Here is a 13,744-nt window from a genome sequence, read left to right on the forward strand (position 1 = left end):
GTGAAGTCGTTGTTAAGTTTACGCTTTATGCTGTTCAGCGCGTGACAGTGACTGTTCTGATTCTGTGCTGGCCGGTGTTATGTTGTTTGAGGGTAAATAACGCCCGACGCAATTACGGTAAATAAAAGCGCCGACACAAGCCCCGATCAGTGGTCCGAAAATCGGTACCAGAAAGTAAGGAATGGTTTTTCCTCCGGTAAAAGCAATTTCGCCCCACCCGGCGAGAGCGGTAAACATTTTAGGGCCGAAATCACGTGCCGGGTTTAAAGCAAAACCGGTCAGAGGGCCCATTGCCGCGCCAATCACCGCGACCAGTAACCCAATCAGCAGAGGGGCTAACGGGCCACGTGGTAAGCCGTTACCATCATCTGTCAGCGCCATAATCATTCCCATCAGTACTGCGGTAATGACCAGCTCAACAAAGAATGCCTGCACTACGCTGATACCCGGATGCGGGTAGGTAGAAAAGACCCCTGCAAGCCCGAGACTTTCGGTACTGCCACGCACTATCTGATGTGCCTGCTCAAAATCAATAAACAGGCTGCGGTATAATCCGTATACCAACGCTGCAGCACAGAATGCACCGGCAACCTGTGCAACAATATAGGGAATGACTTTACGGCCTTCAAAGTGACCAAACAGGCACAAAGCAACAGTGACTGCCGGATTGAGGTGTGCTCCGGAAATACCTGCACTGACATAAACACCCATTGAAACTGCCAGGCCCCAGACGATGCAAATTTCCCATTGCCCAAAGCTGGCTCCGGCGACTTTCAGCGCGGCAACGCAGCCGGCACCAAAAAAAAGAATCAAACCGGTACCTATGAATTCGGCGATACACTGGCCTGTGAGCGTGCTTGTCGTTTGACTCATGATTGATTCCTTAAACGAGGTTAAATTTATCGGTGTTGTGTACCCATTCCCTGAGTTACCCGACTTTCTTAGAGGGTTAGGTTAAATTTATCGTTAACGCGCATAAACGATAAATACCGAACTTAAAATTTGCGTGTCATGTCAAATAAAATGAGCGAAATCGCGTATTTTGTTGCCATATTGTCATTGATGATTGCTTGTGGCGGCGTGATTTTTTACGGCAACGAGGCAAGTCCGGCGGTTTTTATAGAAAATATATGCCAAAAATGTTACAGACTGCTCCTGAAGTTACCCGGTAACTGGACTTGCGCGATCAGGCTTCATACAATCGTGTTATCGTAGCCAGCTACTGAAATTTTACAGGGTTTGTCAGGATGGTAGCCGGCACATCAACGCCTTGCGATATAGGAGAGGTTATAAAAATGTCATTTGAAATGTTCGAAAAACTGGAAGCCAAAGTACAGCAGGCGATTGATACTATCACCCTGTTGCAGATGGAAATTGAAGAGCTGAAAGAACAAAACAGCACACTGAAGCAGGAAGCATTACAGGTTGCCGGTAATCACGACGCATTAACGCGTGAAAATCAGCAGTTAAAAGAAGAACAACAACAATGGCAGGAGCGTTTACGTACCCTGCTGGGAAAAATGGATGAGGTTTAATTCTGTCGAGGAATAAACCGGAAGTCGGGTGCTGCGGCACCCGGTTTACCTGCGGTTTTACTCTGCATCCTCATCCTGTTCTTCAGCGACCAGTGCGTTTTCGGACAAAATAATACCAGTATTATCTGCGTACAGATAATCACCGGAGAAAAAGGTCACTCCGCCAAAGTTTACCCGGATATCACTTTCGCCCGGACCTTCGCCAGCTGCACCGACAGGAATAGCCGCCATCGCCTGGATGCCGATATCAAGTTCTTCAAGTTCGTCGACCTGACGTACCGAACCGTAAACAACAATGCCTTCCCATTCATTTTGCGTGGCCAGTTGTGCCAGTTGTGCATCAATCAGAGCACGTCTGACTGAACCACCGCCATCGACAACCAGCACCCGCCCGAGTCCATTTTCTTCGAGTACATCATAAAGCAGACCATTGTCTTCGAAGCATTTGACGGTAGTTATCTGACCACCAAAAGAAGTGCGTCCGCCAAAATTTGAAAACAGGGGTTCAACAACATTCACTTCTTCATGGTAAATATCACAAAGTTCGGAGGTATCGTATTTCATAGCGGTATCATCTGTTTGCCAGAGGTGGATAAAGTATATCGCGTTCTTTCTGAAGATAGCAAAAAAGCCAGCCGTGGCTGCAGGCCGGGATAAGTGATCCATCATCACATTACAGATGAATAATAAATTGGTCAGAAATGCCATTTTTCTGGTCATCGCGACTATTCACTGATATCAGCCGGTAAGAGAGGCGGGGAAACAAAATAATGATGCCGTCCGTCTGCAAGATACCGGCAGAAAAAATGGCGGAGAGATAAATCCTGCAGTGAGCGTGAGAAACTCTGAGGGTAAATAACAGTAAAAATGTGTATCAGCAGTGGTTAACGGGAGGCTGTGCATCGGGTGAAAACAGATCTCTGCCCGGAGACAGAGATCGGGTGATAAGAGCACGGTAAATTAAATTACAGAATAAAACGGCTCAAATCTTCATCAGCAACCAGTTTATCAAGGTGAGAACTCACATAACCGGCATCAATTGTCACTGACTCACCAGGGCGTTCGCTGGCATCGAAAGAGATTTCTTCCATCAGCTTTTCCAGCACGGTGTACAGACGACGAGCACCGATATTTTCGGTGGTCTCATTGACCTGCCATGCAGCTTCAGCAATACGACGAATGCCATCATCGCTGAACTCCACTGTCACACCTTCTGTTGCCATCAACGCTTTGTACTGTACCGTCACGGAAGCACTTGGCTCTGTCAGAATACGTTCAAAGTCATTAACGGTCAGTGCCTGAAGTTCGACACGGATAGGCAAACGTCCCTGCAGTTCAGGGATCAGGTCTGACGGGCTGGCGACCTGGAATGCACCTGATGCGATAAACAGAATATGATCGGTTTTCACCATTCCGTGTTTTGTCGAAACGGTACATCCTTCGACTAAGGGCAGCAAATCACGTTGCACACCTTCACGCGAAACATCCGGACCGGATGCCTGGCCACGCTTACAGATCTTATCGATTTCATCAATAAATACGATGCCATGTTGTTCTACCGCATCGATAGCTTCCTGCTTCAGTTCTTCAGGATTCACCAGTCTGGCGGCTTCTTCTTCGATCAGTAACTTCAGAGCATCTTTTATTTTCAGCTTACGGGATTTCTGTTTTTGTCCGCCCATGTTCTGGAACATAGACTGCAGCTGGCTGGTCATCTCTTCCATGCCGGGAGGCGCCATGATTTCAACATCCATCGGAGATGCAGCGAGATCGATTTCAATCTCTTTATCATCCAGCTGTCCTTCACGCAGTTTTTTGCGGAAAGACTGGCGTGCGGCAGAAGGCTCACTATTTTGCTCTGACTGTCCCCAGTTATTTTTTGCCGGTGGGATCAGTACATCCAGAATGCGTTCTTCAGCCTGTTCTTCGGCACGGGATTTATTGCGCTCAATTGCCTGGCTGCGTACCATTTTGACTGCAGCATCGGTTAAGTCACGGATAATCGAGTCGACCTCTTTTCCGACATAACCCACTTCGGTAAATTTTGTCGCCTCGACTTTAATAAAAGGTGCATTTGCCAGCTTCGCCAGGCGCCGGGCGATTTCTGTTTTACCTACCCCTGTCGGGCCGATCATCAGAATATTTTTAGGGGTCACTTCGTGACGCAGCTCGGCATCCAGCTGCATACGACGCCAGCGGTTACGCAGGGCGATAGAGACAGCACGCTTTGCGCCATCCTGACCAATGATGAACTTATTCAGTTCACTTACAATTTCGCGAGGAGTCATTTCAGACATAGTAAAAATCCTTACGTCCTGGACGTCAGTTCTTCAATGGTGACGTTATGGTTGGTGTAGATACAAATATCACCTGCGATATCCAGTGCTTTTTCGGTAATCTCACGGGCACTGAGTTCACTGTTTTCCAGCAGTGCACGTGCTGCGGCCTGAGCATAGGGTCCGCCGGACCCGATAGCGATCAAATCATTTTCAGGCTGGATCACATCACCATTACCACTGATAATCAGAGAGGCATTTTCATCGGCTACCGCCAGCAGAGCTTCCAGACGGCGTAGCATACGGTCGGTACGCCAGTCTTTAGCCAGCTCTACGGCAGCTTTAACCAGATGTCCCTGGTGCATTTCCAGCTTGCGCTCAAACAGTTCAAACAGGGTGAAAGCATCGGCGGTGCCGCCGGCAAAACCGGCAATGACTTTGTCGTTATACAGGCGACGTACTTTTTTGACGTTACCCTTCATTACTGTATTACCAAGAGTAGCCTGGCCGTCACCACCAATCACTACCTGGCCATTGCGTCGAACACTTACAATCGTTGTCACGGGCCGCCCCTTTTTAGATCAAGAAAAAAACTCCGCGCAGTACGCGGAGTCACTTAAGGGGGTATATGGGGGAGGATTGAAGGCTTTCAACCCCCGGCAGAAAGAGTAATACAGTTTGTATGGCCAGAACCGCGCAGTTGTCTGACGATACTGTCCACCTTAGCCCTGTCCTGATACGGTCCGATCACTACCCGGTTCCAGCCCCCGCCAGTGGTAATCCGGCTTTCAAAGCCTTCAAAGGCCAGAGAGGCTCGTACAGACTCTGCCGGTGCGCTGCCTTTGAATGAACCGCATTGTATCAGCCAGTGTTTTCCTGGTGTGGCTGCCGGCTGTTTGCTGACAGGTGCTGCCGCAGGCGCAGTGACAGCCGGAGTGCTGGTCTGTGCATGACCCACTGCCGGTTGTTGTGCCTGCTGCTGGCGATCAGCACGTTGTTGCCTTTCTGCCTGTTGTTGCCGCTCCAGACGCTGTTGTTTTTCAAGGCGCTGTTGGCGCTCTGCCTGCTGTGCCTGTAGCAACTGTTGTTGCTGATAGGTTTTCTGTTGTTGCAGGGTTGCAGCCTGCTGACGCAGTGTCTGTTGCTGTTGTGCCGGGGTTTGCTGATTCCACGGTACTTCATTGAGTTGCGTCGGCTGCTGGCGCATATCTGCGGCCATCTGCTCCAGTAACTGGCGCTGCTCATCAGTTAACTGGGTCTGTGATTTTATCTCTCCCCCTGCAGAAGGCTCGGTCGGAACCGGCACAGTGGTCTGGCGATTCTCCAGTTCTTTTATATACTTCCAGCGTTCTTCCGGTTTAGGAGGTAAGCCATTACCGGCATTTTTATGCGGTATAACTTCCGGTACTTCTTCTTTTTTATGATGGGTTATAAACCACAGACCGCCGGCAAAAGTGACCAGTACAGCAACAGCCAGTACGATCATCTGTTTTGGTAATCCCGGGCGGGTCTTGCCCTTTTTACCCCGAGGAGCGTTTTTCCTGCGCTGCGTCCCTGTTGAACGCCCGCGGCCTACATAGTCTTTTTGTGCCACATTCGTTCCGATAAGTTATACATCAGTCTGGCGGGCGAACAGCCCAGATCTTTATATTTAATCGCAATAACTCCGTCATTTTACTCAAGGGGATGAACTTTGACCAGTAAACTCTGCCTGAGTTATTGCCTGAAAAATCTCGTCAGCGCGGACGGTTGTACTCCATTGTTACGCCGGTGCTAACGTCGACTGGCGAACGACCAGGCTGGCTTCCAGTAACCGGGAGCCGCCATTGATTCGTTCTCCTTTGATGATTTCAATTAATAACGTCGCCGCTTCGCAGCCGATCTGAAAACGGGGCTGAGAAATGGTAGTCAGTGGCGGATGACTGTACCGGGCTATATCAATATCATCAAAACCGATAACAGATAATTGCTGCGGTATTCGGATACCCAGTAATGAAGCCTGATGCATAACACCCAGTGCCATCAGATCGTTATGACAAAATACAGCATCAGGGGGATCCGGTAATCGCATCAGCCGGGATAGGGCGTCTCTGCCCGAGTCAAAGCTGAAATCACCACGGGCCAGATAATGGGGATTAATGTCAATATTGTGACGTCTCAGGGCCTGAATATAGCCTTGCTTACGATACTGGCAGTGAGAGATCGACTCGGGACCTGTCACACAGGCGATCTTTTTAACCCCCGTGTTTAACAGATAGCTGACGGCATTGAAGGCCGAAGTCAGGTTATCGATATGTACGGTCGGGTAGTCCAGATCGGCAGAAAATTCGTTAGCCATCACCAGTGGGGGTAATTGATCACGATGGACCAGTTCGTGTAATGGAGGGACCTGAGAACCCAGCAGCAGTAACCCGTCTATCTGCCGCGTCAGTATTTGTTCCAGAAAACCCACTTCCTGTAAATTCTGATGGGCACAGTCACCGATTAACACCAGATACCCCTCAGCCGCTGCAGTGATCTCGATACCGCGGATCATTTCATAGAAAAACGGGTCACATATATCAGGAACGAGAATTAACAGCGTCCGGGAGTCATTTCTTTTTTGTTGCCTGGGAAGCAGGGCAGACGAATAGCCCAGTCCGGCCATCGCCTGTATCACTTTCTGACGTGCTGAAACCGACACTTTTTCCGGAGAGGCCAGGGCACGTGAAACAGTGGCTGTTGAAACACCGGCTCTTTCGGCAACATCTTTCATGGTGGCACGAGTCGGTGGTGGATTCTGTTTCAAAGCATAAACTCCCGGCAGTCAGTTAGTCATCAGATAAGGCGGTACACAACACCGCAGCTACGGCTATTGTTAGCAGATTATCTGCCGCCTCCGTTACCAGATTTGCAATAAATCACTCAGTCAGTGATGTATTTTCGTACTGTATCGCACATTGATAATGACCGTCAGTTTTCTGTCGGGTCGATATCCAGGGTCCATTTGATTTTCCGTAATGCCGGTAATGCTGTCACCAGCGGCAGTGTGTGGCTCAGAATACGTTGCAGTTGTTTACGTGAGGTATGTTGTAATAATAGTTGCCAGCGCCAGCGGCCGTTTCTTTTTGACTGCAATGCCGGCACCGGCCCCATAATCCAGAAATGATCATCTTTTAGCGGACTGGCCTCCAGCAGATTACGCAACTGCAGCAGAAACTGTTCTGCCTGCTGGTTATCCGCGTCATCAGCACGAAACAGGGCGTGGCTGGAGTAGGGCGGCAGGCTGACCAGCTTTCTTTCCTGCAATGTCTGGCGGGCAAAGGAGAAATATCCCTCATATAACAGGGTATGTAATAGCGGGTGTTCCGGGTGGTGGGTCTGTAATACAACCTCACCTTGTTTCCCTGCCCGTCCTGCCCTGCCTGCAACCTGGGTATACAACTGGGCAAAACGCTCTGCGGCCCGGAAATCGGCAGAAAACAGTGCACCGTCTGCATCGAGCAGGGCAACCAGAGTGACATCCGGAAAATGGTGACCTTTGGCCAGCATTTGTGTTCCTGCAAGAATACGGGCCCCTCCCCGATGAATATCGTCCAGATGTTGTTCCAGTGTGCCTTTACGGCTGGTGGTATCACGGTCTACCCGGGTGACCGGTATCCCGGGAAATAATGTTTTTAGCTGTTCTTCCAGCTGTTCTGTCCCCATCCCCACCGGCATCAGATGTGTTGAACCACACTGAGGGCACTGGTAAGGCAGGGGCCGCTGGCTGTCACAGTGATGACAGCGCAGCAAACGTTGTTGCTGATGGAAGGTATAGTAATGCTCACAGCGCTGGCACTCGGCCAGCCATCCGCAGTCATGACAAAGTAAGGCCGGCGCATAACCCCGTCGGTTGAGGAACAGCAGCACCTGATTATCAGCCTGAAGATGCTGACGCATTTTATTGATCAATACCGGGGAAAGTCCTGACTGTAAACGTACACCCTTTAAGTCGATAAGCTGCTGCAGCGCAGGGCGCGCATTACCGGCACGTTTTGTCAGCGTTAACTGGCGATACTTTCCGGTGTCGACATTATGCAGTGTTTCCAGCGCCGGGGTCGCTGAACCGAGGACAACCGGTATATTTTCCTGATGTGCGCGGAAGACCGCTAAGTCCCTGGCATGGTAGCGCCATCCTTCCTGTTGCTTATAAGAGCTGTCATGCTCTTCATCAATAATGATGACCCCTGGTCTGGCCAGCGGAGTAAACAGTGCCGAGCGGGTACCGATAATAATTGCCGACTCCCCCCGGCCAGCCCGCAGCCAGACATTTAACCGCTCGCTGTCATTCAGCGCAGAATGAAGTACATCGACAGGGGCATGAAAACGTTCACGGAACCGGGCGATAGTCTGGGGTGTCAGGCCGATTTCGGGAACCAGCACTAAGGCCTGTTTACCTTCGGCCAGAATATTTTCCAGCACACTGAGGTAAACTTCGGTTTTTCCTGAGCCGGTAATACCCGCCAGCAACCAGGCCGCATATTGGTTATCCAGGCTGCGGATCGCGCCGACAGCCGTTGCCTGTTCGGTGTTTAACCTCAGGCGTTCACCCTTTACCCGATAGTCTTTACGCCAGTCTGTGAGTTGCGGAGGGATTTCGCTCAGTTCACACAGGCCTTTTTTACGTAAGGCTTGCAATACCGCATCACTCAGATCGTGCTGACTGAGCTCATGGCGCTGCAAAGGAGCACTACGCAGAGCAGAAAGGGCCTGTTGTTGTTTTACTGCCCGTTTCAGGCTTTCCGGGGCGGTGATTTTTCCTTGTTCGGTCAGTGACCATTGCCAGCCTGAAGGGGGAACGGCCGGGCGACCCTGACGGAGTAATACCGGTAATGCATGGAAGAGAACCTCGCCGACCGGATAGTGGTAATACCCCGTGGCCCAGTTCAGCAGTTTCCATAATGATTCCGTAAATATATTTTGCGGATCAATCACTGCATCAATCGTTTTCAGCTGTGCTTCAGGCAGCTCACTCTGGGCGGTTACCGCATACACAATCCCCGTCATTTTCCGGTGACCAAATGTCACACTGACTCTGCTGCCTGTTACCGGCACCGGGCCTGCCGGTGCAAGATAATCAAACAGACGAGGCAGAGGGACAGGAAGTGCGACCTTAATGACAGGCATTCAGTAGGCTCCGGCGAATCAAAATTGTAGTGTACACGGTGAATCCTGTCGCTGGCATGGTTAATTTATTTGCATCATATCAATGAGGTTCTGTATAATATAGCGCCGCTGTTGCTTGTAACGGCAGCAGTGCATCAAAAAAACATTCTTTTTTAACCGCGTGTGGTGCTGTGCAGGTTCGCCTGGCACGGAGAGCGACACGGCCTTCTACAGAGGTTCTCCCATGAAACAAGGTATTCACCCGGAATATAAAGCAGTCACCATTACCTGCTCTTGCGGTAACGTTATCAACACTCACTCTACCATGGGTCACGATGTGAACCTGGACGTATGTGGTAAATGCCACCCGTTCTACACTGGTAAACAGCGTGTTGTTGACACCGGTGGTCGTGTTGAACGTTTCAACAAACGTTTCAGCATCCCGGGTTCAAAATAAGTTTCTGACAGACGAGTCTGCGGATTCGGATGTAAAAAACCCGGCATTGCCGGGTTTTTTTTACCTTTTTTTACTCAGCAAAGAGTAAAACGCAGAAATTTCCCGCGATCAATATTCCCATTTATCCGGGTCAATGCCCATTTCACGCATGATGACTTTCGCTTCTTCCGGAATCTCGTCGCCACGCTCTTTCCGCAGATCATTATCATCCGGTAACGGTTGTCCGGTAAATGCATGCAAAAATGCCTCACACAGCAATTCACTGTTGGTGGCATGGCGCAGGTTGTTTACCTGGCGGCGAGTCCGCTCATCAGTCAGAATTTTAAGTACTTTCAGAGGGATAGAGACGGTAATTTTCTTTACCTGCTCACTTTTTTTGCCATGCTCAGCATAAGGGCTGATATATTCGGCATTCCATTCAGCCATGGGGTACCTTAATTAATAAAAAGTTAACTTGCCGGGTTCAGCTAATTATGCCAGATATCTGCATTATAGTTTTGCCTCAACAGGTAAATGGTTAACTGTCATAGTAGCAATTATGGCGATATCTGACTTTACCGGCTAATTTTAGCGTTTCTTGCTCTATTGCTCAATCTGTACTCACAGACATTTAGATGTCTAGATGTGTTGACGTCCAATGCATGGGTGTTATTCTGTACGCCTTTCCCCTTTTCAGTGAAAAATACGCCATGACACATAAGCAAGCGACCATCGCAGTCCGTAGCGGTTTGAATGATGACGAGCAATATGGCTGCGTAGTGCCGCCAATTCATCTTTCCAGTACCTATAATTTTGTGGATTTTAATCAGCCAAGAGCCCACGATTATTCACGCCGCGGAAATCCGACCCGTGATGTGGTACAGCAGGCGCTGGCAAAACTGGAAGGCGGCGCCGGGGCGGTGTTAACCAATACCGGAATGTCGGCGATCCTGCTGGTGACCACAGTTTTTCTGAAACCGGGAGATTTACTGGTCGCTCCTCACGATTGCTATGGTGGCAGCTATCGGTTATTCGATAGCCTGAGTAAGCGCGGTGCTTTCAGGGTTAAATTTGTCGATCAGGGGGATCCTCAGGCACTGGCGGAAGCAATGGCTGAAGGCCCGAAACTGGTACTGGTAGAAAGTCCGAGTAATCCGCTGTTACGGGTAGTGGATATTGAAGCTATTTGCCGGGCGGCCAAAGCAGCCGGAGCGGTCTCGGTAGTTGACAATACTTTCCTCAGCCCGGTATTACAGAATCCGCTATCACTGGGGGCCGATCTGGTGGTGCATTCCTGCACCAAATACCTGAACGGACACTCTGATGTGGTCGCGGGCACCGTGATTGCAAAAGACCCTGAACGGGTCACTGAACTGGCGTGGTGGGCGAACAATATTGGTGTGACCGGCGCTGCATTTGACAGTTATCTGTTGTTACGCGGATTACGTACCCTCGGGCCGAGGATGGCGGCTGCCCAGCGTAATGCACAGGCGATTGTTGATGCGCTGAAGAAACAACCGCTGGTGAAAAAACTGTATCATCCTTCGCTGCCTGACAACCCGGGCCATGAATTTGCCCGGCGTCAACAGAGGGGTTTTGGCGCTATGCTAAGCTTCGAACTCGATGGCGACGAACAGACCGTGAGAACCTTTCTGAAATCACTCTCCTTGTTTACACTGGCGGAGTCACTGGGTGGTGTGGAAAGCCTTATTTCTCACGCTGCAACCATGACCCATGCCGGTATGTCATCTGAGGCGCGGGCTGCGGCAGGTATTTCTGATACTTTATTGCGGGTATCTGTCGGTATCGAAGACCATGAAGATTTAGTTGCTGACCTGGAAAATGCATTTCGGGTGGCAGCAAAGGGGTAAGCATGACAATTTCATCAGACTGTGTGGCGTCCGGAATGAGACAACTGCATAAATTCGGGGGCAGCAGCCTGGCTGACGCAAAATGTTATCAGCGGGTCGCCGGGATTATGGCGGAGTATAGCCACCCCGGCGACCTGATGGTGGTGTCTGCCGCAGGAAGTACCACCAATCAACTGATTAGCTGGCTGAAACTCAGTAACACAGACCGCCTGTCTGCGCATCAGGTTCAGCAAAATTTACGTCGTTTTCAGACCGGACTGATGAGCAGCGTTCTGCCGGCCGAACAGGCAGACCCCTTGATTCAGACGTTTATTCATGACCTTGAACGTCTGGCAGTCCTGCTGGACAGCCCCGTCACCGATGCTGTCTATGCTGAAGTCGTGGGACATGGTGAAATCTGGTCAGCACGTTTAATGGCGGCGTTGTTATCACAGCAGGATATGAATACTCGCTGGCTGGATGCCCGGCAATTTTTATATGCAGAGCGTTCAGCCCAGCCGGAAGTGAATGAGACGGAATCCCGTCAGCGGTTGCAGCAGCTGCTGGCGGAATGCGCAGGTCAGCGGGTAGTGATCACCGGTTTTATTGCGCGTAACCAGGCAGGAGAAACTGTATTGCTGGGGCGTAACGGTTCTGACTATTCTGCTACCCAGATTGGCGCCCTGGCCGGGGCAGGGCGGGTGACTATCTGGAGTGATGTTGCCGGGGTGTACAGTGCTGACCCGCGGAAAGTCTCTGATGCCTGCCTGTTACCTTTGCTGAGGCTGGATGAAGCCAGTGAGCTCGCCAGGCTGGCGGCGCCTGTATTGCATACCCGTACTCTGCAACCGGTTTCTGTCAGTGATATTGATCTGCAGTTACGTTGCAGTTATCAGCCTGAGCAGGGATCGACGCGTATTGAGCGGGTACTTGCTTCCGGCACCGGTGCCCGTATTGTTACCAGCCATGATGATGTGTGTCTGATTGAAATTGAAATCGCGAAGCAGCATGACTTTGCTGCCCTGAAAAAAGAGGCTGAACTGCTGCTGGCCCGTGCTCAGCTGCGCCCTCTTGCCAGCGGAACGCATCCGGATCGCTACCTGCTACAACTCTGCTATACCTCGGAAGTGGTGGACAGTGCACTGGCTTTGCTGCAGAGCAGCGGCCTGCCGGTAAATGTCCGTTTACGTAACGGGCTGGCACTGGTCGCTATGGTCGGGGCCGGTGTCGTCCGCAATCCGTTACATGCCCACCGTTTCTGGCAGCAAATCAAGGACCAGCCGGTCGAGTTTGTCTGGCAGTCAGAGCAAAATATCAGCCTGGTTGCGGTATTGCGTTGCGGGCCGACACAGCACCTGATACAGGGGCTCCATCAGTCGCTGTTCGGCGCGGAGAAACGTATCGGGCTGGTTCTGTTTGGTAAAGGGAATATAGGTTCACGCTGGCTGGAATTATTTGCCCGTGAACAGGAAAACCTGTCCGGACGAACCGGCTTTGAGTTTGTGCTGGCCGGTGTGGCCGACAGCCGGAAAAGCCTGCTGAATTATGAAGGGCTGGATGCCAGCCGTACCCTGGCTTTTTTTGAGGATGAATCAGAGCTTCGTGATGAAGAGTCACTATTCTTATGGATGCGGGACCATCCTTTTGATGACCTTGTCGTACTGGATGTTACCGCCGACAGCCGTATTGCTGAGCAGTATCTGGATTTCGCCAGTTACGGCTTTCATGTGATTAGTGCTAACAAAGTGGCCGGTTCATCAGACAGTACTCACTGGCGCCAAATTCGCGATGCCTTCAAACGGACAGGGCGTCACTGGTTATACAATGCTACTGTCGGCGCAGGGTTACCGATAAACTATGCCGTACGTGATCTGCGGGATAGCGGTGACTCAATATTGTCCCTCAGTGGTATTTTTTCCGGCACCTTATCGTGGTTATTCCTGCAATATGACGGAACGGTACCTTTTACCGAGCTGGTCGACCAGGCCTGGCAGCAGGGGCTGACAGAGCCTGATCCGCGGGTAGACCTCTCAGGGCAGGATGTTATGCGCAAGCTGGTGATCCTTGCCCGTGAAGCTGGTTATGATATTGAGCCGCATCAGGTCAGGGTAGAATCCCTGGTACCGGAGCATTGCGCTGAAGCATCGGTTGATCATTTCTTTGAAAATGCGGATGAACTGGATGAGCAAATGCTGCAACGCTATGAGGCAGCGGCTGAGATGGGTCTGGTACTGCGTTATGTCGCACGGTTTGATGCCAGCGGTAAAGCCAGAGTCGGAGTTGAAGCCGTCAGGTCTGATCACCCGCTCGCGGCCTTACTACCCTGTGATAATGTGTTTGCGATTGAAAGTCGCTGGTACCGGGATAATCCGTTGATTATCCGCGGCCCGGGTGCCGGACGTGATGTCACCGCAGGGGCGATCCAGTCGGATATCAACCGGCTGGCCCAGTTACTCTGATCTGTGTCGGGCAGAGTGATCCTCTGCCCTTATTTTTTCCTGCTGCCAGAGGTCTTGCTGG

At 50.9% G+C, this 13,744-nt stretch carries 12 protein-coding genes; 4 read left to right on the forward strand and 8 right to left on the reverse strand.

What is annotated here, in order from left to right; all coding sequences use genetic code 11:
- Positions 1-18 precede the first annotated feature (18 nt).
- Entirely contained in the window at positions 19-873 is an 855-nt protein-coding gene (locus tag JK216_RS12915; protein WP_212707997.1) for an MIP/aquaporin family protein, read from the reverse strand.
- Between the two features lie 422 nt (positions 874-1,295).
- On the opposite strand from JK216_RS12915, the gene zapB reads away from it, so the two are divergent.
- Positions 1,296-1,535 carry a cell division protein ZapB gene (zapB, locus tag JK216_RS12920; protein ID WP_212707996.1) on the forward strand — a complete coding sequence of 80 codons (240 nt, stop codon included), beginning with the start codon at positions 1,296-1,298 and terminating at the stop codon, positions 1,533-1,535.
- Positions 1,536-1,592: 57 nt separating this feature from the next.
- On the opposite strand, the gene rraA is transcribed toward zapB, so the two are convergent.
- The 6 genes from rraA to priA all read right to left on the reverse strand — a co-directional run bounded on the left by rraA (position 1,593) and on the right by priA (position 8,959).
- On the reverse strand, positions 1,593-2,099 hold the full coding sequence (rraA, locus tag JK216_RS12925) for a ribonuclease E activity regulator RraA (RefSeq protein WP_212707995.1): 507 nt from the start codon (positions 2,097-2,099) through the stop codon (positions 1,593-1,595).
- 401 nt (positions 2,100-2,500) lie between these two features.
- Positions 2,501-3,832, reverse strand: a complete 1,332-nt coding sequence (gene hslU, locus JK216_RS12930) for an HslU--HslV peptidase ATPase subunit (RefSeq protein WP_212707994.1) — start codon at positions 3,830-3,832, stop codon at positions 2,501-2,503.
- 11 nt (positions 3,833-3,843) lie between these two features.
- The gene (gene hslV, locus JK216_RS12935) at positions 3,844-4,374 is read right to left on the reverse strand and encodes an ATP-dependent protease subunit HslV (RefSeq protein WP_087490118.1); all 531 of its coding nucleotides are present in this window, start codon (positions 4,372-4,374) and stop codon (positions 3,844-3,846) included.
- A gap of 86 nt (positions 4,375-4,460) precedes the next feature.
- Entirely contained in the window at positions 4,461-5,405 is a 945-nt protein-coding gene (ftsN, locus tag JK216_RS12940) for a cell division protein FtsN (protein WP_212711761.1), read from the reverse strand.
- Between the two features lie 168 nt (positions 5,406-5,573).
- Positions 5,574-6,599, reverse strand: coding sequence for a DNA-binding transcriptional regulator CytR (gene cytR, locus JK216_RS12945; RefSeq protein WP_212707992.1), 1,026 nt, complete (start codon positions 6,597-6,599; stop codon positions 5,574-5,576).
- A gap of 164 nt (positions 6,600-6,763) precedes the next feature.
- Positions 6,764-8,959, reverse strand: a complete 2,196-nt coding sequence (gene priA, locus JK216_RS12950; protein WP_212711760.1) for a primosomal protein N' — start codon at positions 8,957-8,959, stop codon at positions 6,764-6,766.
- A gap of 223 nt (positions 8,960-9,182) precedes the next feature.
- Between priA and rpmE the strand changes: the two genes are divergently transcribed.
- Entirely contained in the window at positions 9,183-9,395 is a 213-nt protein-coding gene (gene rpmE / locus JK216_RS12955) for a 50S ribosomal protein L31 (RefSeq protein WP_212707990.1), read from the forward strand.
- A 108-nt stretch (positions 9,396-9,503) separates the two neighbouring features.
- Here the strand turns inward: rpmE and metJ are convergent, their stop codons facing one another.
- On the reverse strand, positions 9,504-9,821 hold the full coding sequence (gene metJ, locus JK216_RS12960) for a met regulon transcriptional regulator MetJ (RefSeq protein WP_046791907.1): 318 nt from the start codon (positions 9,819-9,821) through the stop codon (positions 9,504-9,506).
- A gap of 263 nt (positions 9,822-10,084) precedes the next feature.
- Between metJ and metB the strand changes: the two genes are divergently transcribed.
- Both metB and JK216_RS12970 read left to right on the forward strand, forming a co-directional pair.
- Positions 10,085-11,245, forward strand: coding sequence for a cystathionine gamma-synthase (gene metB / locus JK216_RS12965; RefSeq protein WP_212707989.1), 1,161 nt, complete (start codon positions 10,085-10,087; stop codon positions 11,243-11,245).
- Between the two features lie 2 nt (positions 11,246-11,247).
- Complete coding sequence (locus JK216_RS12970) at positions 11,248-13,683, forward strand: bifunctional aspartate kinase/homoserine dehydrogenase II (RefSeq protein WP_212711759.1); 2,436 nt, start codon at positions 11,248-11,250, stop codon at positions 13,681-13,683.
- The last annotated feature ends 61 nt before the right edge of the window (positions 13,684-13,744 follow it).

This window comes from Tatumella sp. JGM94 (assembly GCF_018257595.1).
Classification (GTDB): Bacteria; Pseudomonadota; Gammaproteobacteria; order Enterobacterales; family Enterobacteriaceae; genus Tatumella; species Tatumella punctata.

What these genes read in the sequence shown, in the direction of transcription:
- JK216_RS12915 (WP_212707997.1), bottom strand. Translation starts at nt 873, where the DNA reads ATGAGTCAAACGACAAGCACGCTCACAGGCCAGTGTATCGCCGAATTC.
- zapB (WP_212707996.1), top strand. Translation starts at nt 1,296, where the DNA reads ATGTCATTTGAAATGTTCGAAAAACTGGAAGCCAAAGTACAGCAGGCG.
- rraA (WP_212707995.1), bottom strand. Translation starts at nt 2,099, where the DNA reads ATGAAATACGATACCTCCGAACTTTGTGATATTTACCATGAAGAAGTG.
- hslU (WP_212707994.1), bottom strand. Translation starts at nt 3,832, where the DNA reads ATGTCTGAAATGACTCCTCGCGAAATTGTAAGTGAACTGAATAAGTTC.
- priA (WP_212711760.1), bottom strand. Translation starts at nt 8,959, where the DNA reads ATGCCTGTCATTAAGGTCGCACTTCCTGTCCCTCTGCCTCGTCTGTTT.
- rpmE (WP_212707990.1), top strand. Translation starts at nt 9,183, where the DNA reads ATGAAACAAGGTATTCACCCGGAATATAAAGCAGTCACCATTACCTGC.
- metJ (WP_046791907.1), bottom strand. Translation starts at nt 9,821, where the DNA reads ATGGCTGAATGGAATGCCGAATATATCAGCCCTTATGCTGAGCATGGC.
- metB (WP_212707989.1), top strand. Translation starts at nt 10,085, where the DNA reads ATGACACATAAGCAAGCGACCATCGCAGTCCGTAGCGGTTTGAATGAT.
- JK216_RS12970 (WP_212711759.1), top strand. Translation starts at nt 11,248, where the DNA reads ATGACAATTTCATCAGACTGTGTGGCGTCCGGAATGAGACAACTGCAT.